Source organism: Anaerostipes sp. MSJ-23 (assembly GCF_018918155.1).
Classification (GTDB): Bacteria; Bacillota; Clostridia; order Lachnospirales; family Lachnospiraceae; genus Anaerostipes.
Map to the genome: position 1 here is coordinate 1 of NZ_JAHLPY010000025.1, position 25,549 is coordinate 25,549.

The 25,549-nt window shown below is 35.5% G+C and carries 23 protein-coding genes, 1 rRNA gene, 2 pseudogenes and 1 riboswitch; of the genes and pseudogenes, 9 read left to right on the forward strand and 17 right to left on the reverse strand.

All coding sequences use genetic code 11. The features are described 5' to 3' along the window. Positions 1-449 precede the first annotated feature (449 nt). From KQI71_RS11890 to KQI71_RS11915, 6 genes are all read right to left on the reverse strand, one after another. On the reverse strand, positions 450-2,696 hold the full coding sequence (locus tag KQI71_RS11890; RefSeq protein ID WP_216436346.1) for an ABC transporter permease: 2,247 nt from the start codon (positions 2,694-2,696) through the stop codon (positions 450-452). Positions 2,697-2,705: 9 nt separating this feature from the next. Then, positions 2,706-3,404, reverse strand: coding sequence for an ABC transporter ATP-binding protein (locus KQI71_RS11895; RefSeq protein ID WP_216436347.1), 699 nt, complete (start codon positions 3,402-3,404; stop codon positions 2,706-2,708). Positions 3,405-3,545: 141 nt separating this feature from the next. Next, positions 3,546-4,718: a putative hydroxymethylpyrimidine transporter CytX gene (gene cytX, locus KQI71_RS11900; RefSeq protein WP_216436348.1), complete on the reverse strand. Its 1,173-nt coding sequence runs from the start codon at positions 4,716-4,718 to the stop codon at positions 3,546-3,548. Positions 4,719-4,720: 2 nt separating this feature from the next. Beyond that, the gene (gene thiD / locus KQI71_RS11905) at positions 4,721-5,524 is read right to left on the reverse strand and encodes a bifunctional hydroxymethylpyrimidine kinase/phosphomethylpyrimidine kinase (RefSeq protein WP_216436349.1); all 804 of its coding nucleotides are present in this window, start codon (positions 5,522-5,524) and stop codon (positions 4,721-4,723) included. A gap of 166 nt (positions 5,525-5,690) precedes the next feature. Then, a riboswitch (TPP riboswitch) is annotated at positions 5,691-5,798 on the reverse strand. 75 nt (positions 5,799-5,873) lie between these two features. After that, positions 5,874-7,361 carry an AAA family ATPase gene (locus tag KQI71_RS11910; protein WP_216436350.1) on the reverse strand — a complete coding sequence of 496 codons (1,488 nt, stop codon included), beginning with the start codon at positions 7,359-7,361 and terminating at the stop codon, positions 5,874-5,876. Positions 7,362-7,461: 100 nt separating this feature from the next. Continuing rightward, positions 7,462-8,805, reverse strand: coding sequence for an MATE family efflux transporter (locus KQI71_RS11915; protein ID WP_253288092.1), 1,344 nt, complete (start codon positions 8,803-8,805; stop codon positions 7,462-7,464). Positions 8,806-8,936: 131 nt separating this feature from the next. Between KQI71_RS11915 and KQI71_RS11920 the strand changes: the two genes are divergently transcribed. Continuing rightward, positions 8,937-9,857, forward strand: coding sequence for an AraC family transcriptional regulator (locus KQI71_RS11920; protein WP_216436351.1), 921 nt, complete (start codon positions 8,937-8,939; stop codon positions 9,855-9,857). Positions 9,858-9,931: 74 nt separating this feature from the next. Next, positions 9,932-11,410, forward strand: coding sequence for a TRM11 family SAM-dependent methyltransferase (locus tag KQI71_RS11925; RefSeq protein WP_216436352.1), 1,479 nt, complete (start codon positions 9,932-9,934; stop codon positions 11,408-11,410). Between the two features lie 137 nt (positions 11,411-11,547). Here the strand turns inward: KQI71_RS11925 and mscL are convergent, their stop codons facing one another. The 3 genes from mscL to KQI71_RS11940 form a co-directional block, all read right to left on the reverse strand. After that, positions 11,548-11,952: a large conductance mechanosensitive channel protein MscL gene (mscL, locus tag KQI71_RS11930; RefSeq protein ID WP_216436353.1), complete on the reverse strand. Its 405-nt coding sequence runs from the start codon at positions 11,950-11,952 to the stop codon at positions 11,548-11,550. 117 nt (positions 11,953-12,069) lie between these two features. Beyond that, positions 12,070-12,564 carry a hypothetical protein gene (locus tag KQI71_RS11935; protein WP_216436354.1) on the reverse strand — a complete coding sequence of 165 codons (495 nt, stop codon included), beginning with the start codon at positions 12,562-12,564 and terminating at the stop codon, positions 12,070-12,072. 220 nt (positions 12,565-12,784) lie between these two features. Then, positions 12,785-13,021 carry a helix-turn-helix domain-containing protein gene (locus KQI71_RS11940; protein WP_118064609.1) on the reverse strand — a complete coding sequence of 79 codons (237 nt, stop codon included), beginning with the start codon at positions 13,019-13,021 and terminating at the stop codon, positions 12,785-12,787. Between the two features lie 331 nt (positions 13,022-13,352). Here KQI71_RS11940 and KQI71_RS11945 point away from each other — a divergent pair, with 331 nt between their 5' ends. The 6 genes from KQI71_RS11945 to KQI71_RS11970 are packed head-to-tail and all read left to right on the forward strand — an operon-like array spanning position 13,353 to position 17,976. Continuing rightward, positions 13,353-14,057 (forward strand): lantibiotic protection ABC transporter ATP-binding protein, encoded by a 705-nt coding sequence (locus tag KQI71_RS11945; protein ID WP_025580190.1) that lies wholly within the window; start codon positions 13,353-13,355, stop codon positions 14,055-14,057. After that, complete coding sequence (locus KQI71_RS11950; protein ID WP_216436355.1) at positions 14,058-14,804, forward strand: lantibiotic immunity ABC transporter MutE/EpiE family permease subunit; 747 nt, start codon at positions 14,058-14,060, stop codon at positions 14,802-14,804. Between the two features lie 2 nt (positions 14,805-14,806). Then, on the forward strand, positions 14,807-15,550 hold the full coding sequence (locus KQI71_RS11955; RefSeq protein WP_025580193.1) for a lantibiotic immunity ABC transporter MutG family permease subunit: 744 nt from the start codon (positions 14,807-14,809) through the stop codon (positions 15,548-15,550). Next, on the forward strand, positions 15,543-15,920 hold the full coding sequence (locus tag KQI71_RS11960; protein WP_025580194.1) for a NisI/SpaI family lantibiotic immunity lipoprotein: 378 nt from the start codon (positions 15,543-15,545) through the stop codon (positions 15,918-15,920). The genes KQI71_RS11955 and KQI71_RS11960 overlap by 8 nt, the downstream gene beginning before the upstream one ends. A gap of 38 nt (positions 15,921-15,958) precedes the next feature. Continuing rightward, complete coding sequence (locus KQI71_RS11965) at positions 15,959-16,621, forward strand: response regulator transcription factor (protein ID WP_055056575.1); 663 nt, start codon at positions 15,959-15,961, stop codon at positions 16,619-16,621. After that, positions 16,612-17,976, forward strand: coding sequence for a sensor histidine kinase (locus tag KQI71_RS11970; protein WP_055059697.1), 1,365 nt, complete (start codon positions 16,612-16,614; stop codon positions 17,974-17,976). Before KQI71_RS11965 ends, KQI71_RS11970 begins: the two co-directional genes overlap by 10 nt. 1,228 nt (positions 17,977-19,204) lie before the next feature. On the opposite strand, the pseudogene KQI71_RS11980 reads toward KQI71_RS11970, so the two are convergent. The 6 genes and pseudogenes from KQI71_RS11980 to KQI71_RS12005 form a co-directional block, all read right to left on the reverse strand. Next, a pseudogene (locus KQI71_RS11980) lies at positions 19,205-20,006 on the reverse strand (undecaprenyl-diphosphate phosphatase); the annotation flags it as partial. Between the two features lie 127 nt (positions 20,007-20,133). Beyond that, entirely contained in the window at positions 20,134-20,592 is a 459-nt protein-coding gene (locus tag KQI71_RS11985; RefSeq protein ID WP_216436356.1) for a ferritin-like domain-containing protein, read from the reverse strand. Between the two features lie 73 nt (positions 20,593-20,665). Next, positions 20,666-20,980 (reverse strand): annotated as a pseudogene (locus KQI71_RS11990) (carboxymuconolactone decarboxylase family protein); the annotation flags it as partial. Positions 20,981-20,992: 12 nt separating this feature from the next. Continuing rightward, the gene (locus KQI71_RS11995) at positions 20,993-21,427 is read right to left on the reverse strand and encodes a cupin domain-containing protein (protein WP_216436357.1); all 435 of its coding nucleotides are present in this window, start codon (positions 21,425-21,427) and stop codon (positions 20,993-20,995) included. An 88-nt stretch (positions 21,428-21,515) separates the two neighbouring features. Beyond that, positions 21,516-21,935, reverse strand: a complete 420-nt coding sequence (locus KQI71_RS12000) for a flavodoxin (protein WP_216436358.1) — start codon at positions 21,933-21,935, stop codon at positions 21,516-21,518. A 91-nt stretch (positions 21,936-22,026) separates the two neighbouring features. Next, positions 22,027-22,980 (reverse strand): LysR family transcriptional regulator, encoded by a 954-nt coding sequence (locus KQI71_RS12005; RefSeq protein WP_216436359.1) that lies wholly within the window; start codon positions 22,978-22,980, stop codon positions 22,027-22,029. A 122-nt stretch (positions 22,981-23,102) separates the two neighbouring features. Between KQI71_RS12005 and KQI71_RS12010 the strand changes: the two genes are divergently transcribed. Then, positions 23,103-23,846: a sulfite exporter TauE/SafE family protein gene (locus tag KQI71_RS12010; RefSeq protein ID WP_216436360.1), complete on the forward strand. Its 744-nt coding sequence runs from the start codon at positions 23,103-23,105 to the stop codon at positions 23,844-23,846. Positions 23,847-24,236: 390 nt separating this feature from the next. Here KQI71_RS12010 and KQI71_RS12015 read toward each other — a convergent pair whose 3' ends face one another. Together KQI71_RS12015 and KQI71_RS12020 are read right to left on the reverse strand one after the other, a co-directional pair. Then, positions 24,237-24,785: a hypothetical protein gene (locus tag KQI71_RS12015; protein ID WP_216436361.1), complete on the reverse strand. Its 549-nt coding sequence runs from the start codon at positions 24,783-24,785 to the stop codon at positions 24,237-24,239. A 599-nt stretch (positions 24,786-25,384) separates the two neighbouring features. After that, a 23S ribosomal RNA gene (locus tag KQI71_RS12020) occupies positions 25,385-25,549 on the reverse strand; the annotation flags it as partial.

The window sequence follows — 25,549 nt, forward strand, 5'->3', positions numbered from 1 at the left end:
CGTCCCTCTTCAAGATGAAGACGTACAATCTTCTTTTTGAATTCTGGTTCATAGTGTTTACTCATTTGTAACATACCTCGTTTCCTCCTAAGATTATATCTTATTAGGTCGAGGTGTTACAACTATGTTATATCACAACATTTCTTCATAATATAAAACTCCTTTTTCTTTGAAAACCTCAAAAGACTTTGCCGGCAAAATGTCTTTGTTTTTTGTTCTGTTCCTTTTGACAATTACATCTTAACGCAGAATGTATCTTTCCATAAGATAAAAGAAAAAGAAGTTTTTTTTACAAAAAATGCACACCCTTATTATAGCGAAGTAAAACACTATTTCCTATTCTACAAGAAAAAATTCTGTAAAACAGGACTTTTATATGTAAAAAAATTCCTGCCTGTAATTTCTCTCACATAGCAGGAATTCCTTATAATTTATTATTTATCTAAAGCTTATTCTACATTTTTTAAGGCATCTGTCATTGGTATTTTTTTCATTTTATGGTATAAAACAAATTCAATAACAAAATAACAAATCATTCCAAGAAGAAACATCTGTGGATAAATCGATGGTTTTACATAAAAAGTAAGCCATCCGGCAAAAGCATTTCTCATCATTGGAATATAAATTGCTTTCATAATTACATAAGAGGTTGGTATTGTAACTATCATTGATATAGCAACTGCTATAGCGGTTGCACGTAAATATAAACGACGAATTTCTTTATTTTCATATCCAAGGATTTTTACCATAGAAATGGATAATATATTTTTCTCCAAAACTACTTTCGCAAGAACAAAAAACAAAATCATATAGAGTGCCGCCGAAACAACATGAAATAAATAGAAAACGCTTCCCATAGAATGTTCTAATTGTCTTGTTGTTTTTGTCAACGTACTTTTTGTAATTGTTGTTTGAATCCACTGTTCATCAATATCTTTGATTTTTTTATTAGAAAACCATCCATTATAATATCCTTTTTTTTGATCAAATGTTTGATTAAACTTTTTAAGATTCATAAATACACAAAGAGATGCTGGATAATTTCTTATTTTTGTCACTTTTAAATGATATTCTTTATTTTTATATTTTTCTTTTAAAGTAATTATATCCCCCTTTTTAATATTGTATTTATCTGCAAAACCATCGCTAATCTCAACTTCATTCTTTTTTGGAGAATTTTTTACATAACGACTCTTGGACGTAATTCCATAAATGGAAATTTCCTCTGAATCATATTGTTGAAATGTTGTCTGCAACGATGTTACTGCATATTTCTCTGCTTTTTTATTATTTGTTTTTATTGGTGCCTTTAAAATATATTGATAAGCAGCCATTTGATTTTTTAAAATTTCTTCTTTATAGTGGTTAAGAAGAGGTGTCATCATCATTCCAAAAAGTAAAAGAACATTTGCAAAACATACGCCAATCAAAAGCGTTAAATATCCAGGAAGATTCTGGAGCATAATTCTTATTCGAAATCTTGTGAAAAATTTAAATCTTGGCAGTGGAACTGCTTTTTGCTTTCGATGATTTGAAAGATCGTGTCTTAAAAAGCGAATAGGTGACAAAGACATTTTTCTTCGTATCGTTAAATAATTAATAGCCAAAACAATAAAAAATGGAATTACTGTCGTTAAAATAAATGCATTTCCATTCCACCGTGTATGGTAAGTCGTTAAACTATAACTAGAGTAATAAAGATTAGCAATAAAATTTTTAAAAAATGTATAACCTGTTATATTGCCCAAAATACCGGCAAAGACCGTAAGCATTGTTGGCAACAACATGTAATGGCGAATAATTTCACCCTTTGTATATCCAGAAGCTCTCAATGTTCCTATGACCCCGGATTCTTTCGATATCGTATTATTTGTTGTTACTGCAAACATAAACGCAATAATCACGATTAAGATATACAACAATACAATGTACATACTACGATCTCCACCAAGATCATCTCCAGTAAAATGAATTGCCTGATTTGCATATTCCGGAATATAATTTTCTACGACTGCATGCTGTACAAGTACTTTTAAAAACTTATCAGAACGCTTTTTCTTTCCTGTTTCACTAGATGGTGTTTTATCATATATCCAGGAATAACTATAATGCGTTTTCCCAGACCATTGACAAAATCCCTCTTTGGTCATAATTGCAGTTCCAAATTTTACTGCATCAAACATGCTATCATTATTATTAGAAAATAAAGCACTATAATCGGGCAAAGCAATCAAACCAGTAACTTTTAATGTTTTTCCACCTACTTTAATGTTATCTCTAATTGAAATTTTATTATTTTGCGCATACATGCGATCGATTCCAATTTCGTTGACTTTTTTAGGCATTTTTCCATCCATTAGACATACTTTATTTATTTTTTCTCTATTTTCAAAAATTCTTATAGTACTATTATTTATCGATGATTTTTCTTTATAAAAATTGTTATAAATCGTTAGTTTTTCTTTTTCAAGCCGATTGATTAATTTCTGATCTACTTTTTGAGAAAGTTCAAAATTTCCATCTTCGATCTGATACTTATGAAAGGTCTCATTATAGGTTGTAATCATACTACTTCCTGCTACAAGAGCACCAGAAACAAATCCAATAGTCAACATTAAAAATAAAAAAATGGCAATATACTTTCCAAAATCACTTTTTAATTCTCTAAAAAGACGTTTATATAATGGATTTTTCATTATATTCACCTACCATTCTAATTCCATCGCACGAATTCGTTTTTCATTTTTATAATCTTCCAAAATACTTCCATCCCTTAAACGAATGACACGATCTGCCATGGCTTTTAATGCATCGTTATGTGTTACCATAAGAACTGTATTATGAAATTTTAAATTAATATCTTCGATTAATGTTAAAATTTCTTTTGATGTTTGATAATCCAATGCTCCCGTTGGTTCATCACATAATAAAATATCTGGATTTTTCACAATTGCACGTCCAATTGCTGTTCGCTGCTGTTGTCCGCCAGACAATTGACTTGGAAACTTATCTTTATGTTCATATAATCCTAAAGTTTTTAATAATGGAGCGATTTCAAGTGGTTTTTTACTTAAATAAGCCCCAACTTCAATATTTTCCTTTACTGTAAGGTTTGGAATCAGATTATACATCTGAAAAATATAGCCCAGATGTTTTCTTCGGTAAATTGTTAGATTTTTTTCATTCATTTCTTCCATTTTTTCTCCATTAATGGAAATATTTCCGCTATCTGCATGATCGATTCCACCTATAATATTTAATAATGTAGATTTACCGGAACCAGATGGGCCAAGAAGAACACAGATTTCTCCGCGTTCAGCTTCAAAATGAATTCCTTTTAATACTTCTGTGCAATTATCTCCAGTTCCAAAACTTTTCTTTAAATTTGAAATATGTAAGAACATAATTTTTCCTTTCCATAAAATTCATATATTTTTTAATTATATAGTTAGTATAATCTAACCCTCAAAAAAAGGAAAGTATTTTTTAAAAGAAAAGCAGCCTTCACAAAAAAGTGAAAGCTGCTTTATCAAAAGATAACTGCATTATTTTTTTGTTTTTCCAAACAATAAGCTTGCTAAAACGCTAACTACAATCGTAATAATCATATCCGGAAGTGTATTTCCAAGAATTGTGTCAATTCCCATTAGCCAGCGATAAACAACAAATCCAATCAGCCACACAACTAAATTCTGAATACATACAGATTTTCTTGAAAAGTCCTGATGTAAAATAAAGAAATCTGCGATTTGAACAGCAATCATTGGTGCAAACACGGAACCTATTAAATATAGGAAGTCTGTAATATCATCCATTGGGTAAACAATGGCTCCAATGGTTCCAATAACGGTTGCTGCAATGGCAAACCATTTTCCCCGAAAATTCTTAGAAAGAGATTCACTAGAAATACCTGCAGACCATGCATCTAAGAATGTTGTTGTAACAGTTGAAAATACGATAATTAACAGACCTGCAACTCCAAGACCTGCTTTTACCATAATTTGTGCGATATCAGATTCTCCAGTAAAAATAGAAATTCCCATACCAATGATATACATCCAGCAACTAACAAGTCCATATACAACAACGCTTGAAAATGTTGCTTTCGTTGGTTCTTTTGCTTCTCTTGTATAGTCACTAATTAATGGAAGCCATGACAGCGGCATTGCAACAGCAAGCTCCACTGCTGCTCCAAAGGTTAATCCATCGTTAGGAATGGCTTTTAATGTACCATGACCAAAAATAATATAACTTAAAACTAATGTAAGAATAAATAGTGCAGCCATTGCCACTGTATTAATTTTCCCAAGATTTTCAATTCCAATGAAGATCCATATAATAATTAAAATTCCAATGACAAGACACCAAATCCAGTTTCCGATATGGAAGATACCACCTGCTGCCAATGCTCCATCATAAATCATAATAGCAGTCCAACCAACCAACTGTAAAATATTTAAAATTGCAAAAAAGAGAGCACCTTTTTGTCCAAAACTCATTTTTACTGTTTCCATTGCACTTCTTCTTGTTTTTCCGCCAATAAATCCAGCAAAAAACATCATAGCACATCCAATTACATGTCCAATAAAAATGGCCAAAAGCCCTTTTTGAAATCCAAGAGAAGCAAAATAAGTTCCAGTTAATATTTCAGCTAAGGAAACACCAGCTCCAAACCAGATTAAACTGTTTTCAAAAATAGAAGTTTTTCGATTTTCCATATTTATGCTTCCTCCTTCCATTCATCTTTTAAGTCAAAAGCATGATTCATCGGTCCGCTTCCTTTTCCAAGATCAAGCATATCTGCTAAAGCCCGCGAAATATAATCCTTTGCACGTTTTACAGAAGTTTCAAGATCAAATCCTTTCGCAAGATTTGCTGCAATAGCACTTGATAAAGTACATCCTGTTCCATGTGTATTTGGATTATCAATTCTTTTTCCCTTAAACCATTTTATCTGATCACCAGAATATAATAAATCATTCGCATCATTAATATTATGGCCACCTTTTAATAAAACTGCACATCCAAGATTCTTATAAATCTTTTTTGCTGCGGCAATCATTTCTTCCTCATTATGAATTTTCATATTTGAAAGAATTTCTGCTTCTGGAATATTGGGTGTAATCACTGTTGCGATCGGAAGCAATTTTTCTTTTAATGTTTCCACAGCATCTACTTCTAAAAGTCTTGATCCACTAGTTGCTACCATAACCGGATCCACAACAATATTTTTTGCTTCATAAAATTTCAGCCTATCTGCAATTGTTTCAATCAGTCCTGTAGAGGAAACCATTCCAATTTTTACTGCATCTGGACGAATATCCTCAAAGACTGCATCTATTTGTTTTTGTAAGAATTTAGGATCTGCCTCCAAAATTCCTGTAACGCCGGTTGTATTCTGAGCTGTCAAAGCAGTAATCGCACTCATAGCGAAAACTCCATTCATTGTCATTGTTTTTAAATCAGCCTGAATTCCGGCGCCTCCACTGGAATCACTACCAGCGATTGATAATGCTGTTCTCATAATTTTTTCCTCCCTTTCTTTTCATGCATTATTTTTATAAAGCGATACAAAGTGGTGCCCCCGATCTACCGCTCAAAATCATAGAAATTTTTGTTCTATCGTCGTATATAGAAATTTGATTAGGCAAAAAAACGGAAAGCTACACGATTTAGCAGCTTTCCGTATATCGACGATTTTTTACGTTTCCCTACGTTGGCATTATCCAAATCAGGTTCTACGGTCGAAGGTATCACCTTCCTCTCAGCCTGTCAAACAAGCTCCCTTTTGTTTTTGAATCTTTCAGTGATTTTGCAACTGTCATTATATAACATTATTTTACAAAAAACAAGTTTCCTATCTTGTCTTGTTACTATAAAAGTAACTGTCTTACCATAGATGAGTCAAATGTTACTTGCTCTACATGGTTTACTTCAATTTGGTAAAGTGCATTGGCAGCAATATGCTCTGCTGCTTGCTCCAAATCCCTAATTCCAGTTGTATTCGAATACATTTCAACAACAGCATCTAAAGCATCTTCTGTCATAATACATTCTTCTTTTCGAAGTCCCATACGCTTTAATACTTTTGGAAGAGAGAATTTAGAAAAAATTGCTTTTTTCTCTTCTGGTGTATAGTCTGGGATATCAATCACAGCAAATCGAGACATCAATGGGGCACTGATCTGCTCTTTATCATTGGCTGTCGCAATTGGATAAACTCCAAATGTTGGAATCATACATTCCATATAATTATCTGTAAATCCAAGATTATCAAGTAACGTAAGCAATACATCTGCAGGATTTCCATTTCCTTTTCCTGAAGCTGCTTTATCAAGCTCATTGATAATGAAAACCAGGTTAGATTCTCCAGCCATAGAAAAAGCTTCCATAATAATTCCAGGTTTTGCATTTGCATAAATACGAGAACTTCCCGTTAACTGTTCCGGATCATTGATTGAACTCATGTCCAGCGTTGTCCATGGAAGCTTTAAAATACGGGCCACTGCATAAGCGATTTGTGATTTTCCAGTTCCTGCAGGACCAACAAGTAACAATCCATAAGCAGGAAGTGTGTGGGTACGATTAATTTGAATGATTGTTTCAATGATTCTTTGTTTGACACGTTCCATTCCATAAAGCTCTTCATCCAAAATTTTTCTCGCTTCTTCTGGATCAATTGCTTGAAAATAATCACTCTTCCATTGTACATTCATCATAATCGATAATGCCCTTTGTGCATGTCTTCTTTCTTCTTGAGACACTTCATGAGAACGAGCAACTGCAAGATTTCTTCTGGCCCATACCCGAATATTATCTGGAAGTGTTCTTCCTGCACAAGTCATGAAATCAGTAATGCTTTGAAGACTCGTAAGTTTCATATCATCTCCGTCTTCTTCCTCTATCTGATCGCTCTGACCTTCTTTTGGTGCATGACTTTGGAACAGACGTTCCATCATAAACTGTAGAAATCCATCTTCTGCTGATAATTTTGTTCCTCCACCAAATGCAATTTCTCTAATTTTATAGACACCATATCCTTCTTCTACATTTTCACCTGATAGGCGTACATGAATGTGATTTTCGCCCAGCCATTTTAAAAGGCTTATAAATCTTGCATCTACTTTTAAGATATTAACACAGATCGTTCCATCTTCTTCTTCAAATTCAAAAGTTGTCTGTTTTTTTTGATTACTAAATAGGCCACAAGAATGATGGTTCCATTTTCTTGCTTTATTATCTAAAATAAGAATTGGTTTTTGTGGAGATGCATGATCTTCATTCGAATAAAAAATTGAATAAGTACATGTTACAGGCTCTTTTTTTTCATCTGGTGTGTTACTAAAATCAAATACTGGCATAAATTTTTCTCCTTTGGTTTCTTCTTTTTTTATTCTATCATAAAACACCCAAAAAGAAAAAATCTATATGAAAATATAAACCATCAATTTTTTTTTATTTTTAAGATGTTTGATATGTTTTCAATTTCCATATTGCTGCAATGATTGAAACAAGAGCTGCCCCAATCCATGCACTTGTCTCTGCAAAAAAAAGAATTGGCTGCCCTGCTATTTTTATAAAAATTGTTGCAATAAGGACTCTCATAAAGAACTCTACAAGCCCTGATACCATAGGCGCAATTGCATTTCCCATTCCTTGTAAAAGGTTTCGAAAAATATGTAAAAGATACAAAGAGCTTAATAAGCTGCTCATAATGAACAACAAATGATATGCAATTTTTAATGCATCCTCTGCTCCATAATCAGAAGCGGAAATAAATAAACTAAGAATGTGCTTTCCAAAAATGATCATAAATGCTGAAATACAAATAGACATTAAAATTCCAATGATGACAGAACTTTTTATCCCCTGACAAATTCTTTTTTTTAATCCTGCTCCATAATTTTGTGCTGTATAGGTTGTTACTGCATAACCAAGAGCAACTGCAGAACTTTCCAAAAGCCCATATACTTTATTTGTTGCCGTAAACCCAGCAACAAATAAGAAACCTTGTTCATTAATTGTTGATTGCAAAATCATTCCCCCAACAGCAATCATTACATGTTGCAATCCAAGAGGAAGTCCCATATTACAGAGCTTTTTTACTACAACTGGTTTCCACTTCCAATCCTTTCGTTTTAAACGAATCATAGAAATTTTACTTAAAGCAATAAAACAATATAAAAATGCAACTAACTGTGCAATTAATGTAGCAACGGCAGCTCCTATAATTCCAAGATTACAAACAATAACAAGCAAAAGATCTAGCAAAATATTAAGGATTGCTGCAATAGCCATCGCAATCATTGGAGTTCTTCCATTCCCAAGGGCTCTTAAAATGGAGGCTGCCATATTAAAAGCCATAACAATCATCGTGCCAGAAAACATTGTTATAAGATAAGAACAGGCTCCTTGATAAATATTTTGTGGAGTATCTAGTAGTTTTAACATTGGTGATGCCATAGACACTCCAAGAATTATAAGCAAAATACCAAATCCAATACAAAGTTCCACTGATATAGCAATAGAGCATTTCAAATCTTTTAGATTTTTTTCACCAAAGTATTGAGCAATACAAGTAGAAAATCCCTGCGTTAATGCTTGAATCACCCATAAAACAAGCCAATAAGTCCAATCTGTTGCTCCAACAGCAGCAAGCGCCTTTACTCCAACACCTCGTCCTACAATCATGGCATCGATAACCATATAAAGTTGCTGCCCCAAATTTGCCAAAATCAATGGAAGGGCAAAATTTAAAATTAATTTTGTGGAAGATCCTTTCGTCATATCTTTTACTTTTTCCATAGATTCATTTCCTTTCTCTTTTGACTTTTCAAAATATAATGCTTATAATTATAAGACCATATTTAAAAGATAAAAAGAGAATATTGTCCAATATTTTATAAAAATCATCCCAAAATCGAAAGGAGAAAAAAATGGGAAAGAAAACAGTTGCGGTTAGTAAAAATCTTTTTGAAAAAATTCATTATCAAAACTATTCTTTTCCTATTTTTCTATATCAAGATGTTTATGATGAGTTTTTAAATGGAGAAATCAATGCACACTGGCATGATGAATTTGAATTTAATCTTATTTTAAAAGGGAGTGTTGAATTCCAAACATATTCTTCCTATAAAGATAATCATCCTTACCTTTTACAAGAAGGCGATGGAATTTTTATTAACGCAAAGTCCCTTCACCACGCCAAACAATTATCATCTGGTGCGATTATGTTTGGTTTTGTCATCCCTGCTAATTTTTTTAATTTCCACTTATCTGAGATTATTTATAAAAAAAATGTTCTTCCAATTATGCAGTTACCCCTATCTAGTTTATGTTTTTTTAAAGATAACAAAGAAGACTATGTTTTTTTAGATGCTTTAAAAAGATTTTATGATTTAGATTCTCATAGTCTTGGATATGAAATTCAAAGTTTGGAACTAGTATACCGTATATGGAATGCTCTGCTACAAAAGAGCTCAAACATTCCAGTTTCTACCTCTAGCCATTTTAATGAAAAACTTCAAGAACAACGAGCCAGACAAATGCTTTCTTATATTTATACTCATTATAATCAGAAAATTACAATTGCAGATCTTTGTAAAATAGCAAATATTAGTCGTAGTGAATGCTTTCGATGTTTTAAAAATGTTGTTGGAAAATCTCCAATGGAATATGTATCTGAATACCAATTATCGCAAGCTGCGCAACTTCTTTCTGATCATAACTTATCCATAGCGGAAATATCAGAACAATGCGGATTTCAAAGTCAAAGTTATTTTGGAAAGATTTTTCGAGAAAAATATGGATTCTCTCCTAAAAATTATCAAAAGAATCTATTGCAAATGAAATTGTAATATTATGTTTTCTTTTCAGATATGGTATAATCTTTTTTAAGAAAATAAAAAAATCACAAGGAGTTTTTTATCATATGATTCGTAACTTATGCCTAAGATTAAAAAACGGAATTGAAGTCCGTCAAACACTAAGTAATCTTCGTCAGGAATTAAAAGATTGTACACAGCGTGAGACATTCATTGACTGGATTGAAGATGGAAGTATTGATCTTACTACTTTTTTATTAAATGATGATGCCAAAACAAGAAAAAATGCTGCATTACTTATTGGATTAATTGCTTACCCAGCTTATAAAGATGCTTTAATAAAGGCTTATAAAGAAGAACAGACATTGTTTGTACGCCCATCTTACCTATCTGCCTTAAAAAACTATGACGTTTCTGAAGATCTTCCTTATTTAAAAGAACGACAAAAAGAACTTTGGTCTATGAAAATGGCAGACAATGAAAAAAAACATTTAGAGGAGGAACTTCATAATCTTTCTGATTTAATTGCTGATTCAGAACAAATGCTTGCCCATATTTTCCATGAAAATGAACAGACAACATTTCATTGTATTTTAAGAACCAATCCACTCTATCCAGAAATTACTGCACAACAAATAGAAAGCGAACAAACAAAGACATCCAAACTTGGGGTACAAGTTGCTACAAATACTTTAGAAAAATTATTTTCTATTCGTACTTTTGGAGAACTACTCTTACAAATTCCTGGTATGAATGCATCAATCCCTGACATCGATACGATTGCCAAAACGATTGTTTCTTCTGCATTACTTCCTATATTGTCTAAAAATCATAAAGGGGATTTTCCTTTTTACTTCCGCCTTGGTATAAAAAATACAATGTCGCTTAGTGAACGAAGCCGATTTACAAAGAAACTTTCTTCTGCTATTGAACACGCTTCTAAGAGAAAATTACAAAATTCGACTTCTCATTATGAATTAGAAATCCGATTGATTGAAGGAAAATCTGGAAATTACCATTTTCTAGTAAAACTTTATACGATTCCGGATCATCGTTTTGATTATAGAAAGGAATATATACCAACAAGTATTAAGCCAGTAAATGCTGCACTACTTGTACAACTTGCAAAAGAATATATGATTGCTGATGCCCAAATTCTTGATCCTTTCTGTGGAGTCGGTACTATGTTGATTGAACGCCAAAAAGTAATAAAGGGAAATACTTCTTATGGTATTGATCATTCTGATGTTGCAATTGAAAAAGCTAAGATAAATACAGAACTTGCAAGTCAAATCATACATTTTGTTAATAAAAATTGTTTTGAATTTACACATGAATATGCATTTGATGAAATTTTTACAGAAATGCCTTATGCAACAGGACAAAAGACTGAAAAAGAAATTTATGAGATCTACGAACAGTTTTTTCCAATGGCTCGGCGTTTATTACTTCCAGAAGGAACAATTATTATGTATACAAGAAATCGTGAATATGTACGCTCTTTGTGTAAAAAGCAACATTTCACGATTTTAAAAGAAGAAAAAATCACCCAGAAACCAGAAAGTTATTTAATCATTCTTCGATAAAAATCTCTGTTTTTACCAGGTTTCGAGTACCACATTTAAGTCCAGCAGCGTGAATAAGATTCAGGTGCTTCTCTTAGTTACCTGCAAACGAATCCCAAGATCTTTCCTATCGATCTTGGGATTCATTTAGTTTTTTCCTACTCTGTTCCTTCTGGTTGTTTCGATGTACAATGAGGACATCTAGTTGCCTTAATATTAATCTCACTCATACAATAAGGACATACTTTCGTTGTTGGCGCTTTGGGTTCTTCCGATTTTCCAAAGGACATTAATTTATTAATTCCTTTTAACAAACAAAATAAAATAAATGCCATAATGATAAAGTTAACAACAGCAGAACCAAAAGAAGATGCATAACCAGAAATTTGTTCCATTGTATATGTTTTTCCTGTCATACAAAATTTAATAATCGGCTGAATAAAGTTCGTTGTCAATGAAGTGACAATTCCGGAAAAAGCACCGCCGATTAATACACCGACTGCCATATCCATAACATTTCCACGAAGTGCAAATTCTTTAAATTCCTTTAAAAATTTTTTCATATGTAACTTTCCTTCCACATATATTTCTTTATTTTTTCATTTTAACATAGAATACTATCTGTGGTATATATGATTTTTTTGGAAAAACAATTATTTTAAACCTAGATTTAGATCATTCTATAAATTTTTATTCTTTTTCATTGATAAGATTGCGCATAAAGCCGCATAAAGGACCCCGGCACATGGCCATAAAATCCATGTAATTTCCCAACGAGAAGTTAAAAAACTAAAACCAAGATAAATCGCAGTTATTGTACACCAGTAAACTTTTGAAAAATCTTCACTTTGCCTATTTTTTAGCTTTTTCTCTCTTGTATATTCGCCTTCTTCCAATAATTTATCATAACTATCCTTGATTATGCCTGACCATACAAAGAAAAACACGCCAATAGAAACAAAAATTAATAAAAGAACGATGCCGTAAATATAACTTAGATCCCCATATTCCAACGCTACTGCAACCATAAGAGGGACAATACTCAAAATACAAAGGACGACACCTGTAATTATGCATTTTTGAAATTTCGAAGAAAATTCTTCTCTTCGGTGTTCTACAATTCCAGCAACATCATATTCAAAAGATAAATTTTCTTTTTGCCTGTTCCTACGCATTTAGAACCCAGTATTGACGGGGATAGGATTAAAGTATTCGCCCACCTCTGCAAACGTGCGGGAGAAGCCTTGAAACTGGCGGTTATCAGCCCCGAAAGGCGTAGGTTACAGTCATTATTAGCCCCCGAAACAGGTACAGACGCGCAGCGGGTGTACCTGTTTCGGGGGTGTGCAGGTGATAGCCGCAAAGCGGCGTAAGAGGGTGCAGCACTCTTGATCGTTATTCTTGTTCCAGCGGGAAGCTCGGCAACGCTTCCAGCAGCTTTAAGGAAATGTGCTGCCGCATATCCTCGTCAATGACTTTTTTCACTTTGCCGCCCGGCTGCCTGATCTCCACCGTGGAAAGCTCGTCGATGTAGTCCGCATAGTGGGCCAGCACCTTTTCTGTGGCCCACTTCTCACCGGCAACGGCGGCTTTGATTGTTTCATAGTCCAGCAGCTTTTCTTGTCCGTCCATCCTGATACCCCCGTCAGATTGATTTTTTCCATGATACCATATCTGGGAGTATGGAGCCAGAGAAACCGGCGATTTTCTGCTGGTAAATTCTACGCATTTAGAGCGTCACTATGGCAGGGATAGGATAAAACACTCACATACCCCGCCGACTATGCGGGAAAAACCTTGAAATATAGGGCTTTTTAAGGCCCTAAATGCGTAGGTTGGTGCTTTGTTGCGATATGCTCCACGGTTACGGTGTATTGTTCATATTCTGTTTTCGGGAATCTTTATGAAATCTTCAAAATTGCCCGGTATGCTATCCGTAAAATCAAAGAAAGGACTTGATTATATGGATATGATTTTGAAAACGACTGACCTCTGCAAAAATTTCAAGGGGCAAATGGCGGTAAACAATGTGTCACTGAACATCCGGCGCAACTCGGTTTATGGTCTGCTGGGGCCGAATGGGGCTGGCAAATCCACGATCTTAAAAATGCTCACCGGCATTTTGCGCCCCACATCGGGAAGCATCGAGTTTGACGGCCACCCGTGGAAGCGGAATGATCTGGAGCATATCGGTGCTTTGATTGAGATGCCCCCGCTTTACGAAAATCTGACTGCATACGAAAATCTCAAAGTCAGAACTACATTGCTCGGCCTGGACGATGCACGAATTAACGAGGTATTGCAAATTGTCCAGCTCACGAATACCGGCAAGAAACGGGCCGGGCAGTTTTCTCTTGGTATGAAGCAGCGGCTTGGTATTGCTATTGCATTGCTGAACAGTCCCCAGCTTTTGATTCTGGATGAACCGACTAACGGCCTTGACCCTTTAGGGATTGAGGAACTTCGAGAGTTAATTCGCTCTTTTCCCTGCAAAGGGATTACAGTTATTTTGTCCAGCCATATTCTGTCAGAAGTCCAGCAGATTGCAGATCATGTGGGTATCATTGCTGGCGGCGTCCTTGGATATGAGGGAGAGCTTCGCGCCGGTGAAGATTTGGAACAACTCTTTATGGATGTTATTCGCAGAAATGGTAAGGAGGGATATTAAATGGAGATGGCATATATTCAGGCAGAGAACCTAAAGCATAAGAGAACTTTCACAAAAACGCTGATCGTTCTGGCCCCGTTTGTAACTGCGCTTATGAACTTTTTTGCCCCTCTTTGGTTCCAGCTCAATTCTTATAATTGGTGGTATATCCTGCTTTATCCTGGATTCCTTACGCTCACCTGTGCCTTGATTGAACAGCGGGATAATGGCAAACTAAAATATCGTGCCGTTGCTTCATTGCCTGTTTCGCAGAACAAAGTCTGGAAAGCAAAAATTGGAGTGGCCGGTATTTACTCCTGTGTGGGAAATTTCATTTTCTTGGCGCTAAATCTGTTGGGCGGTTTTGCAATATTAGTTATCAACGAAATTCCCCTGACAATCGGAATTTGGCAGGCTGCGGCCGGAACAGCTTGTATTGTCATTGCAAGCCTATGGGAAGTTCCGCTGTGCTTATGGTTATCAAAAAAAGTTGGTATCTTTGTCACGGTTATTCTTAATGCCGGACTTGGAAGCGTTTTAGGGATTTTCACGGTTACAACCTCTTTGTGGATGATCTGCCCGTATAGCTGGGTGCCGCATCTTATGATTTCCGTGTTAGGTATTTTGCCTAATGGTGAGCCGGTTGCAGATCAGAGTACGGCAATGGCATTTTGGATGATTATACTTGTATTGGTCATTTCGCTGGCCTGGTTTGCGGCGCTGTCATTTTTAACTGCAAGATGGTTTGAGAAAAAGGAGGTGGGGTAACTATGGTATCTGTGGTTCGCTGCTGGAAAGCAGAATATCAGAAGTGTAAACATAGCATTTTGCTCTATATGCACAGCATGATTCCGATTATATGTGCGGCGATTTTTGCGGGTTACTATCATATATCCAGATGGGAACTGGCAACCAAAATCAGTGCTTATCTGGAAGTGCTGGCCGTTGCGTTCCCGTTTCTGATCGGCATTATTGTGGGCCTGGTTGTTCAGATCGAAAATCAGGCCGGGCATTATCAGCTTTTGTTGGGAACAATCCCATCTCGCATGGCAACGTATATTGGTAAACTTGGTTTTCTGATGATCTGTGCTTTTGGCGCAACATTTTTAGCGTTAGGAACATTCGCTGCACTATATAGGGATGCTCCGGCAAGCCTTTACCTGAAAGCAGGGATTCTATTGTTGATTACCATGCTTCCCATTTACCTGATTCATTTGTTTGTGGGAATGAGCTTCGGAAAAGGTGCATCTATGGGATTGGGAATTGCAGGGAGTTTAATAGCTGCCCTTATGATAACAGGGCTTGGTGACGCTACATGGAAATATATTCCCTGGGCCTGGGGCGTTCGTGCTATGGATTACACTGTGCTTGCATGGGATAGCCCCCAACTGTATGCACAGGTAAAAACCGATTTTTTCAGCGGTATGATTATTTCTGTATGCTGCACTGTTTGTCTGCTGATTGCCAGTTTGGTTTGGTTTCATGGTTGGGAGGGAGGTAAAAACAGTGAATAAAAAGTGCCTGTTTGCCGTGGTAATTGTGCTTGTAAGTCTTATATGCTTATCGGCCTGCGGTGCGCTCCGCGATACCGCCGATAAAAATAAGGCGTTAAATGAATCTCTGCCGTATTATGAGCTGAACGCCGCAAACTATGATGAAATTTCATATAACGGCCTGACATATACCATAACGGATGAATGTCTTGAAATGTCAGAACTGCAAGAAGAAATCGGGCAGGTATCGAAACGCTTCAAAAATGTGGCGGGGGAAGATTTCAGTTTCGGCTATGTTTACAGTATTGTGGATGTGGATATAAGCAATGCCGTAGCTGTAAATATCAACAATGAATATCGGAAAGCTGACATTAAAAATAATGATGAGTAACCTCGACAATGTGGTATAATGGGGCGGGAGGTGATTTTTTGACCCACTTACTTGTAGTTGACGATGAAGTTTCTATCTTGGAATTGATTAAGAACAGTTTGGGGAAAGATGGATATTTGATAACAGTCTGTCAAAATGCGGATGATGTAGACATCAAAAAGCTGCATTTCTATGACCTCATTCTTTTGGATGTGATGATGCCTGGCACAGACGGGTTTGAGTTTTGCAAACAGATCAGGAATATGGTAGACTGCCCGATTCTCTTTCTGACCGCAAAGACATTAGAGGAAGATATATTGTTTGGATTGGGCATCGGTGCGGATGATTATATTACGAAACCTTTTCGTATTCAGGAGCTTCGCGCCCGTGTCGCGGCACATTTACGCAGAGAAAAAAGGGAGCATCACAGCACACTTTCATTTGAGCCTGATATAAGATTTGACCTTTCCGCAAAGGTACTGTATGTTTCAGAACAGCCGGTTCCCCTTACCAAAAGCGAGTATTCAATCTGTGAATACCTTGCGAAAAACCGGGGACAGGTTTTTACAAAAGAACAAATCTATGAAGCCGTTTTCGGGTTTGATGGAATAGGCGATAACTCTACGATCTCAACGCATATAAAAAATATTCGTGCGAAATTGGAGCATTTCAAAATAAGTCCGATCAGCACCGTATGGGGGATAGGATATAAATGGGAGTGAAAAAGAAACCTACATTGAAAATATTGTTTCGCCAGTTTGCTATCTCCCTCATTGTCATGCTGGTAGCGGCAATTATTGTCCCTTTTGGTTTGGAGGGACTTGCTGTAAATGCTGGATTAGCTACAAGAGCAAATCTAAGTGAATTGCAGGTAAAAGAGATCATTCCAACGCTGACGATTGCCCCGGATATTACAAAGGTTGTGATTCCACAGGGATGCGGCTACTTAATTCTGGACAAGAACTTTAATGAGCTTTACAGCAATATGGACGATGATGAAAAAGAAATTGCCCTGCTGTACGCAAAGGGAGAATATATTGAATATGCTACGGGGAGGCAGTTTGCACTTGTTGTCCGGGAAAACGAATTTTGCGTTTTAAGGTATTATATTGGTTCTCAATTTACAGTGTCATGGCTACCGGAATATTTTCCATCTCCTGACACGCTTGCGTTTATCCTGATGGCTGTAAATTCGCTGCTGGTCATTATCATACTGACCGCCAGATTTGCTAAGAACCTGCGTACACAACTGACCCCGCTTTTTGAAGCAACTGCGGAGGTTTCAAAGCAAAACCTTGATTTTGAAGTAGGACACGCCAAAATCAAAGAGTTTGAAGATGTCCTTGCATCTTTTTCAGATATGAAAGATAATCTGAAAATTTCGTTAGAACGGCAATGGAAAACCGAACAGACACAGAAAGAGCAAATCGCCGCGCTTGCCCATGATTTGAAAACGCCTCTGACGGTTATTCAAGGAAATGCTGATTTACTCACAGAAACAAATCTTGATGATGAGCAACGATTATACGCTGGTTACGTCGTGGAAAGCTCCGGCCAGATGCAGTCATATATTCAAACCCTGATTGATATATCACGGGCGGCGGTTGGTTATCAGCTCCATATTGAAAGTATAGACTTGCCAGCGTTCATGCAGCACTTGTTCGGTTATATGGAATCACTATGCCGGACAAAAGAAATCCGGCTGCAAATGAATACTGTTTCACTCCCTCAAATGCTGAAATTTGATAGGGTGCTGATAGAACGTGCTATTATGAATGTTATCAGTAATGGGCTGGACTACTCCCCGCAAGGCGGAACGCTTTATGTGGATGTTCAGAGTAACAACGGTTTCGTGGAAATTTCAGTCACAGACGAGGGAACGGGGTTTTCTAAAGAGGCATTATGCCACGCACAGGAACGGTTCTATATGGGCGATCAAAGCCGCAATTCAAAGTTACACTTTGGTATGGGTCTATATATTACAAATTCGATTATGGAACAACATAATGGTCAGCTTATTTTAGAAAATTCAAAAGAAACCGGCGGCGCAAAGGTTACTATGAAACTTCCTTGCTGATTTTCCGATAGTGTAATGGACGTCTTTTATGTCCGTCCATTTTTCAAATCTTTATGGAATCTTCAAAAATTCCTCTTATCATGTATCTAAAGAAAAAACATCTGCCCAGCGGCAGAAAAGAAAAAAACCGCTGCTGGGCAGACCCATTTTCACGCTTAATTTATATTCACTGGTGGCGGTTTTGAGAAATCAAGGCCGCTGCTTTCTTTCTGTCATTCCCAGCAGTTAAAGGCATGGCGGCCCACGGGAGGACGCCGCCATGCTGTTTTACTATCATTATAATCTAATCCACTTCTACCGCTTAAAAAAAGCCTTGCCCCGCCACGGGAATATTCCGGCTATGAGTATGAACTATACCATGTAAGAAAACAACAAAACGCTTCAAATCGTCGCCCGGTAGGTTTACGACCTGCCGGGCGATTTTTGTCGATTTTCGCGGATTGTCATTTCCGGCAAAAAATCAGATGGAAAAGGAGGCGGTCAGCAGACCAGGGCCAGCATAGGCCCCTGACAACGGACAGGATCATCCTGCTCACTCCCCACGGAAAGGGGGTGAGAAGATGAAAGTTACCCCTGATGATTACGGGAGGCGCTGCCAGTTTGACCATTTTTGCAAGCTGGTACTGTACCATGAAGCCGTTGACTACTTCCGGGAAAGGAAGCGTCAGCGTGGCTGGGAAACATCCTTTGAAACGCTGCCGCTTTCGGAACTGGACACGCTATGCACGATAAATCAGTACCCCAGCGACAGTTTTATATTTCCGACCTATGGCTGTGAGCTTCAGATCAGCGACGGGCTGGTGGCCGCTGCCTTTGCCAGCTTGCCCCAGCCGGGACAAAGCATCTTGATACTGCATTGTGTCCTGGAACTGACGGACGGCGAGATCGGCGCGGTGGTGGGAATGTCCCGCAGCGCCGTCCAGCGGCACAGGACTAAGACGCTGGAAACCATGAGAACAAGACTGACGGGAGGTATTGCAGAATGAAGCAGGCCAGATATAAGGAGCCTTTGCCCCTTGCAGTGATCGAGGCGGCCCGCGCCGGTGACGCCGGGGCCGTGGAACAGGTCTTGCAGTATTACAACGGTTACATAAACAAGCTCTGTACCCGGACGCTCTATGACGATTGCGGCCAGCTCCATGTATGCGTAGACGAGTACATGAAGCACCGCCTTGAAAACAAACTCATTTATGCGATTGTCTGTAACAGCAGTTTGATACATATTAAGTAAAATAATACAAAATCCAAGTAAAATTCGATACCATCCAAAGATAACAAAATTATGTTGTTTTACATATTTCATAAACTTTTTAATAACAAACATAGAAACCAAAAAAGCGGTTAACATTCCAGTTCCAAGAAGAACCCATTCCATTTTTGTAAAATTTAATCCATATTGTAAAATTTTTAAAAGGCTAGCTCCAAACATTACTGGAACCGCAAGATAAAACGTAAATTCAGACGCTACAGTTCTTGAAACACCAAGTAACAGTGCACCTACAATTGTTGCTCCAGATCTTGATGTTCCTGGGAAAATAGCAGCAATTAATTGAAAGATTCCTATCATAAATGCCATAGAAAATGTAAGATCATTGATAGCAGTAATTTTTGGTTTTTCCCCCTTTTGTTTGAATTCAATTACAAGAAACGCAATACCAAATATAATTAATGCCATTGCTACTGGAAATGCATGATAAAACCATTTTTCAAACAGATGGTCAAATAAGATTCCAATAACTGCGGCTGGAAGACATGATAGTATGATTTTTTCCCATAAGATTATTTTATCTTTTCTAAGAGATATTGTATGCTCTTTTTTCTGAATTGGACATAATTGGTTAAAAAATTGTATTAAAACTGCTAAAATTGCTCCTAATTGAATGACTACCAAAAAAAATATTTTTAAATTCTTCTGATACTGAGAGTTTTATAAATTCATCTAGAATGAGCATATGGCCTGTACTACTGACCGGAAGCCATTCTGTAACTCCTTCAACAATTCCAAAAATTATTGCTTTAAAAATTTCCATTGTTCTTTCTCCTTTATTTTTTTCTAATTTTTAATATAACAGTAAAAAATAAAGAAAAAGGATTCTTTTTTAAACAAATTTTAAACAAAAAAAGCCATAAGATGAGATCTTATGACTTTCATTCTTTTTAGTTCATATGATTTACCATTTTATACTTATAAAGCATTTCTGCATGATTTTGTTCTTCCACCTGAATATCAGCTAAAAGCTTTCGTACTTGGCTGTCTTCAAACGCAAATACTTCTGAGTTATATTCTCCAGATACTAATTTTTCTGTCCCAATACAATCCGTTGCAAGAAATGCATCATTTTGTTTATCTTCCTCAGAGCTGATCGACGAATATGTTGCTTTTGGTTCATACTTTTGTCCTGCTGAATCATTACAATTACATTGTGGAACAGTGCCATTTAATACTTGATCTAAAGAATCATAGTGTTGTTGTTCTTCCTGCTGTAATGTCTGAAACAGATTTTTTAATTCTGGATCTTTTGCCTGAGCCGCATATCTTTCATATTTTTCAATACAGCTTTTCTCCTGAGTTTTTAAATCTTCAATTGTAGTACGTTCTTTTTCTTTTAATACCATTATCCTGATTCCTTTCTTTCCTTGATAATGATATTATTTGTAAACATTTTTTATTTTATTCGTTTTCTTCTGTCCATACTTCTTTTGAAAGATTAAATACAGCCCATGCTTTTGGCCATCCTGCATAAAATGCTACGTGTGTGATAATCGCAGCAATTTCTTTCTGGGTTACACCATGATCTTTTGCATTCTGAAGATGAAACTTCAAAGAAGAATCAGTGATTCCTTGAGCCATTAATGCAACAACTGTAATGATACTTCTTGTCTTAAGGTCAATATCTTCATTATTCCAGTTTTCTCCAAAAAGAATATCATCATTAAAATGTGCAAACTCTGGTGCAAATTCTCCAAGTTGTGTTCTTCCAGCTGTTTGTTTTATTGCCATAATGAGACCTCCTAATTAATCTAACGCTTCATATTCTTCATCAGAAACAGGTTCACACCATTCGTTTGAACAATTTTCTCCTGGTACTTCCACTGCAATATGAGAAAACCAACTGTCTTTTTTTGCTCCATGCCAGTGTTTTACTTCTGGTTGAATCATAATAATACTTCCAGGCACTAAACTAATAGCTTCTTTTCCTTCTTCTTGATACCATCCTTCACCTGCTGTACAGACCAAAAGCTGTCCGCCACCTTTTGTTGAATGATGGATATGCCAGTTATTACGGCATCCTGGTTCGAAAGTTACATTAGCTAAAAAAATACCTTCTTCTGCTTTTGTTAAAGGATTTAAAAAAGAATTTCCAATAAAATATTGTGCAAATGCTGTGTTTGCTGTTCCCGTTCCAAATACATTTTGTTTTTCAAATTCTTCCTTATTCATTATCTTCATCGAATTTTCCTCCTTAAAGTCTTGTTTTGTTCGCTAAACTTATCATATAGGTTAAACTTGACTTTAAGTCAAGAATTTTTTTAATTTTTTAGATATTTAATTGTTTTACCCAGTTCTCAAAATTTCCATTGTTTAATAATTTCCCATCTTTCCAATTTGCATCTGGGCAATGTTCTTTTAAACTTTTTTGTGGTCCTTTAAAATCATAACTTTCTAGAAATGTATCAATAATATGTGGTTCTACATACCACCATATTGGAAATCCTATAAAAATCGTATCATAATTGTCAATTTTTACTTGAGGTTTTGCAATTTCTGGTCGTGAAGAAGGATCCTCCATTTCTACACTACTTCTGCTTTTTTTATTAGTCCAATCCAAATCTGCACTCGTATATGGGATGACAGGTTTGATTTCATAAAGATCTGCATCTGCAATTTTTGCTAATTTGTTTGCTGCAGATCTTGTAATTCCACTTGCTGAAAAATATGCAACTAATGTTTTACTCATATTCTTTCCTCCTGTTATTTTTGTACTTATATTGACACTATGTCAACACTTATATCTTACAAAAATTCTGACATGATGTCAATATATCTTCTCACACATAGGATGACTTAAGAATTTCTTCCGCTGTTTTAATAAAAGCTTTCGAAGCATTCGATAAATATTTTCTTTTTTTGTATCCAATAGAAACCCATCTCTCTGGCATTGGACAATCAAATTGATAATAAAGAAGTCCTTCTTCTTCAGGGGCACATTTAATTAAAGAATCTGATACAAATGCTGCACCAAATCCATGTGCTGCAAATCGATAAGCTGTATTTTGTTGATTAAATGACATTTTTACTTTTGGAATTTTTTTATAATAATCAAAAATGATTTGGCTTCGAAGATGAATTTCATTTCTTGGTTGTAAACTTAAAAATGGAATTTTGATCACATCATCCATCGTTATCTTTTGTGCTTCTTTTTTTAAAAATTCATTATTTTTTACTTGTTTTGCTGTCATCCCTTTGTATAGTAATTTATGATCTTGAATTAATTCTTTTGGAATTGCAAGCAAAACATAATTTTGAAACAAACGGCAGACGGAAATATCATCCTCATACCATTCTGTATCCAAAATAAGATCCAGTTCTTCCTTTTTTAGCATGTTTTTTAAAACATAAAGTGACTCTTCTTTTATTTGAACCTCAATTTCTGGATATTTCCTAGAAAATACCTTTAAAATATCTGGCATAAAATAAGTTGTTACAATATTTGCAGCACCAATGGTAATTTTACCACGTTGTAATTGTTTCATATCTAGGAAAACATCTTGTAATTCTTCTTTCATTTTATAAATTTTTTCAACAGTTTTTATATAATAACGACCGCTTTCCGTTAAACAAATTGGCGTTTTTCCTCTTTCAAAAAGAACAGTTCCCATTTCTTCTTCTGCTTTTTTTATTGCAATGCTTAATGCTGGTTGTGTCATATATAATTCTTTTGCCGCCTTTGAGAAACTGCCACATTGATAGACTTTATAAATATAATCCATGTATTGAAACATAAAACTCTCCTGTTACTATAAAAATAATTTATAATATTATCAATTCTATTAATTTGATTTTATAATAAGACATCTGTATAATCAATATGAACTTCAAATGAAAAGAAAGGAACTTATATTTTATGCTTACATTTTTACTTGTTTGTCCTGCTGTTTTTTTTGCAGGAGTGATTGATGCAATTGGAGGCGGCGGTGGATTAATTTCATTACCCGTTTATCTTTTGGCAGGTCTTCCTCCACATATGGCTATTGGAACAAATAAATTAAGTTCTTCTATGGGAACAACAGCAGCAACTATTCGTTTTGCAAAAATGGGTCATATTAATTGGAAAATTGCTCTCTTTTGTTCAATAACAGCTGTTATTGGATCTTTTACAGGTGCATCTCTCTCTGTTTTTACAAATGAAAAGACGATTCAAATTTTTATTTTGATTCTTTTGCCATTTTTATTTGTTTATCTTCTATTTTCTAAGAAAGATTTTAGTAGTTTTGCCAGAAATATTTCTTATAAGACTTATATAATTAGTATTTTATCAGCTCTTTTTATTGGAATTTATGATGGATTTTATGGACCTGGAACTGGAACTTTCTTACTTTTATGTTTGACTCGTTTTGCTGGTCTTGATGTTTTAGATGCCTCTGGTGTTACTAAATTTATTAATCTTGTTACAAATTTAACTGCCCTGTCCACATTTTTGTTTTATGGAAAAGTTTATTTTCTTCTTGGATTTGTTGCTGGAATTTGTTCCATTGTTGGAAATTTAATAGGTTCTGGTTTATTAACAAAAAGAGCTGATAAAATTCTTCGTCCTGCGATTCTTGGTGTTATTGGAATTTTTTTCATTCGTACAATTACCACTTTTTAAAATGTTAAATAAACTCTTCGATTATTGAATGATTGGTATTATTTTTATGTTGAGTATTTGTTTTTTAATGTATTAGAATTTATATTAAATTTATAAAGTTATAAATAAGCAAAATTTTGCCAAAAAAATCCTGCTTCGCAGGATTTTTTACAATATACGCTAATAGCGTCATTTAAAATTATTTTTATAGAATAAAATTATGTAAAAAAATATTTTTTATAATTATAAATAAGTCAAAATTTTTGCTTTTTCCTGCGCATTGAAACAAATATTGATACTGTTCCAGCTAAATAATGTCACTGATCCAGTAATATCAGTTTTCAAAAGAACAAAATTCATCAGTTCCTGTAACACATATATAATGTGCCAGTGACATCAAAGCTAGTACTGTCAGATTCCCTGTGCAGAACGTATCTGGTAGCTGCCCAGTGCCAATTTATCCTTACACTGCAGGAAAAATACTTCGATTTGCCACCGGCATACGTAACAGGGCAGGATTTCATCGGTTGACAATGATACATCAGTGCTGAGAAAAGCCCGCAATGCTTTCGGATTTCCGAATGCTTTTTCTGGATAGCTCAAAAGAACAACAGCATTTTCAACACCATTAAGTTTTCCTTCATACCGGTACACATAATAATTTTTGCTTTTAACTGTCACAAGGTCAAAATCGGAATGTGTTACAGATAGAAGTACGGCGAACTCACTGAGTTTCTTTTTGATTCCGAATGGATAAAGCACCCTGTTTGTTTTTAAAGCACCAATCGTATGAAATCCTCTTTCCGCAAAGGTATTGATTATTTTTTCAAAAACATACCAGCTTAATCTTTTTAACTGGTTGTATATGAATGACAAATGATGTGTAGTATTTGCATGCAGGAGACACCTTCTTTCGTGAATGCTGTAAATGTTTGATTGGTCACTTTCATTATACAACACAATCGATTTAAGGTGTCTTTCTTTTATGCAAAATCGCAAACTTGCTCATTTATAGTTTTATAATTTATATAAAAAAAAGTTAAAATAACTTTAAAATTGTCGATCACAAAGAAACGTCTATATTCTTCCAATATCTCCAAGAATACTCTCTTAAAAAAAGTGAAAATCAATCCTTATTATAGGAGGTTCCTAATCTATCCATTTGAAAAGTCAGAACAACCTATACTTACGATTTCCATGCCTCATACCTATACCATTGATTTTAAAACCAACAACTTCACAACCATCATATGTGAGATAATCTTTCTTATCGTCATACAAACCTTGTGAAGGATACTTCCAAAGCGAATATCACCATAAAGGATCTTATTCCAACTCTTGTCCACATCAAATGATAGCAATAATAACAAATCTTTTAAAGCTTTACACAGCCACTATCACATTTCTCGAAAAATAATACTAGAAAAGCGACCTTTCCTTATAATAAAATAAAACAGACATTTTTATTAATGTCTGCCTTTTTTTGATAATTATTCTCTCAACATACCTTCAAAACATCATACAAGATCTATCAACATCTTTCTTTCACACAACCTTCTTTGGTTAAAGCCTCGACCGATTAGTAACAGTCAGCTCCATGCGTTACCGCACTTCCACCTCTGCCCTATCTACCTCGTCGTCTTCAAGGGGTCTTACTACCTTACGGTATGGGAAATCTTATCTTTAGGGGGGCTTCACGCTTAGATGCCTTCAGCGTTTATCCC

Coding starts and splice junctions, on each gene's coding strand:
- KQI71_RS11890 (WP_216436346.1), bottom strand. CDS start 2,696: ATGAAAAATCCATTATATAAACGTCTTTTTAGAGAATTAAAAAGTGAT.
- KQI71_RS11895 (WP_216436347.1), bottom strand. CDS start 3,404: ATGTTCTTACATATTTCAAATTTAAAGAAAAGTTTTGGAACTGGAGAT.
- cytX (WP_216436348.1), bottom strand. CDS start 4,718: ATGGAAAATCGAAAAACTTCTATTTTTGAAAACAGTTTAATCTGGTTT.
- thiD (WP_216436349.1), bottom strand. CDS start 5,524: ATGAGAACAGCATTATCAATCGCTGGTAGTGATTCCAGTGGAGGCGCC.
- KQI71_RS11910 (WP_216436350.1), bottom strand. CDS start 7,361: ATGCCAGTATTTGATTTTAGTAACACACCAGATGAAAAAAAAGAGCCT.
- KQI71_RS11915 (WP_253288092.1), bottom strand. CDS start 8,805: ATGGAAAAAGTAAAAGATATGACGAAAGGATCTTCCACAAAATTAATT.
- KQI71_RS11920 (WP_216436351.1), top strand. CDS start 8,937: ATGGGAAAGAAAACAGTTGCGGTTAGTAAAAATCTTTTTGAAAAAATT.
- KQI71_RS11925 (WP_216436352.1), top strand. CDS start 9,932: ATGATTCGTAACTTATGCCTAAGATTAAAAAACGGAATTGAAGTCCGT.
- mscL (WP_216436353.1), bottom strand. CDS start 11,952: ATGAAAAAATTTTTAAAGGAATTTAAAGAATTTGCACTTCGTGGAAAT.
- KQI71_RS11935 (WP_216436354.1), bottom strand. CDS start 12,564: ATGCGTAGGAACAGGCAAAAAGAAAATTTATCTTTTGAATATGATGTT.
- KQI71_RS11940 (WP_118064609.1), bottom strand. CDS start 13,021: ATGGACGGACAAGAAAAGCTGCTGGACTATGAAACAATCAAAGCCGCC.
- KQI71_RS11945 (WP_025580190.1), top strand. CDS start 13,353: ATGGATATGATTTTGAAAACGACTGACCTCTGCAAAAATTTCAAGGGG.
- KQI71_RS11950 (WP_216436355.1), top strand. CDS start 14,058: ATGGAGATGGCATATATTCAGGCAGAGAACCTAAAGCATAAGAGAACT.
- KQI71_RS11955 (WP_025580193.1), top strand. CDS start 14,807: ATGGTATCTGTGGTTCGCTGCTGGAAAGCAGAATATCAGAAGTGTAAA.
- KQI71_RS11970 (WP_055059697.1), top strand. CDS start 16,612: ATGGGAGTGAAAAAGAAACCTACATTGAAAATATTGTTTCGCCAGTTT.
- KQI71_RS11985 (WP_216436356.1), bottom strand. CDS start 20,592: ATGGTATTAAAAGAAAAAGAACGTACTACAATTGAAGATTTAAAAACT.
- KQI71_RS11995 (WP_216436357.1), bottom strand. CDS start 21,427: ATGAAGATAATGAATAAGGAAGAATTTGAAAAACAAAATGTATTTGGA.
- KQI71_RS12000 (WP_216436358.1), bottom strand. CDS start 21,935: ATGAGTAAAACATTAGTTGCATATTTTTCAGCAAGTGGAATTACAAGA.
- KQI71_RS12005 (WP_216436359.1), bottom strand. CDS start 22,980: ATGTTTCAATACATGGATTATATTTATAAAGTCTATCAATGTGGCAGT.
- KQI71_RS12010 (WP_216436360.1), top strand. CDS start 23,103: ATGCTTACATTTTTACTTGTTTGTCCTGCTGTTTTTTTTGCAGGAGTG.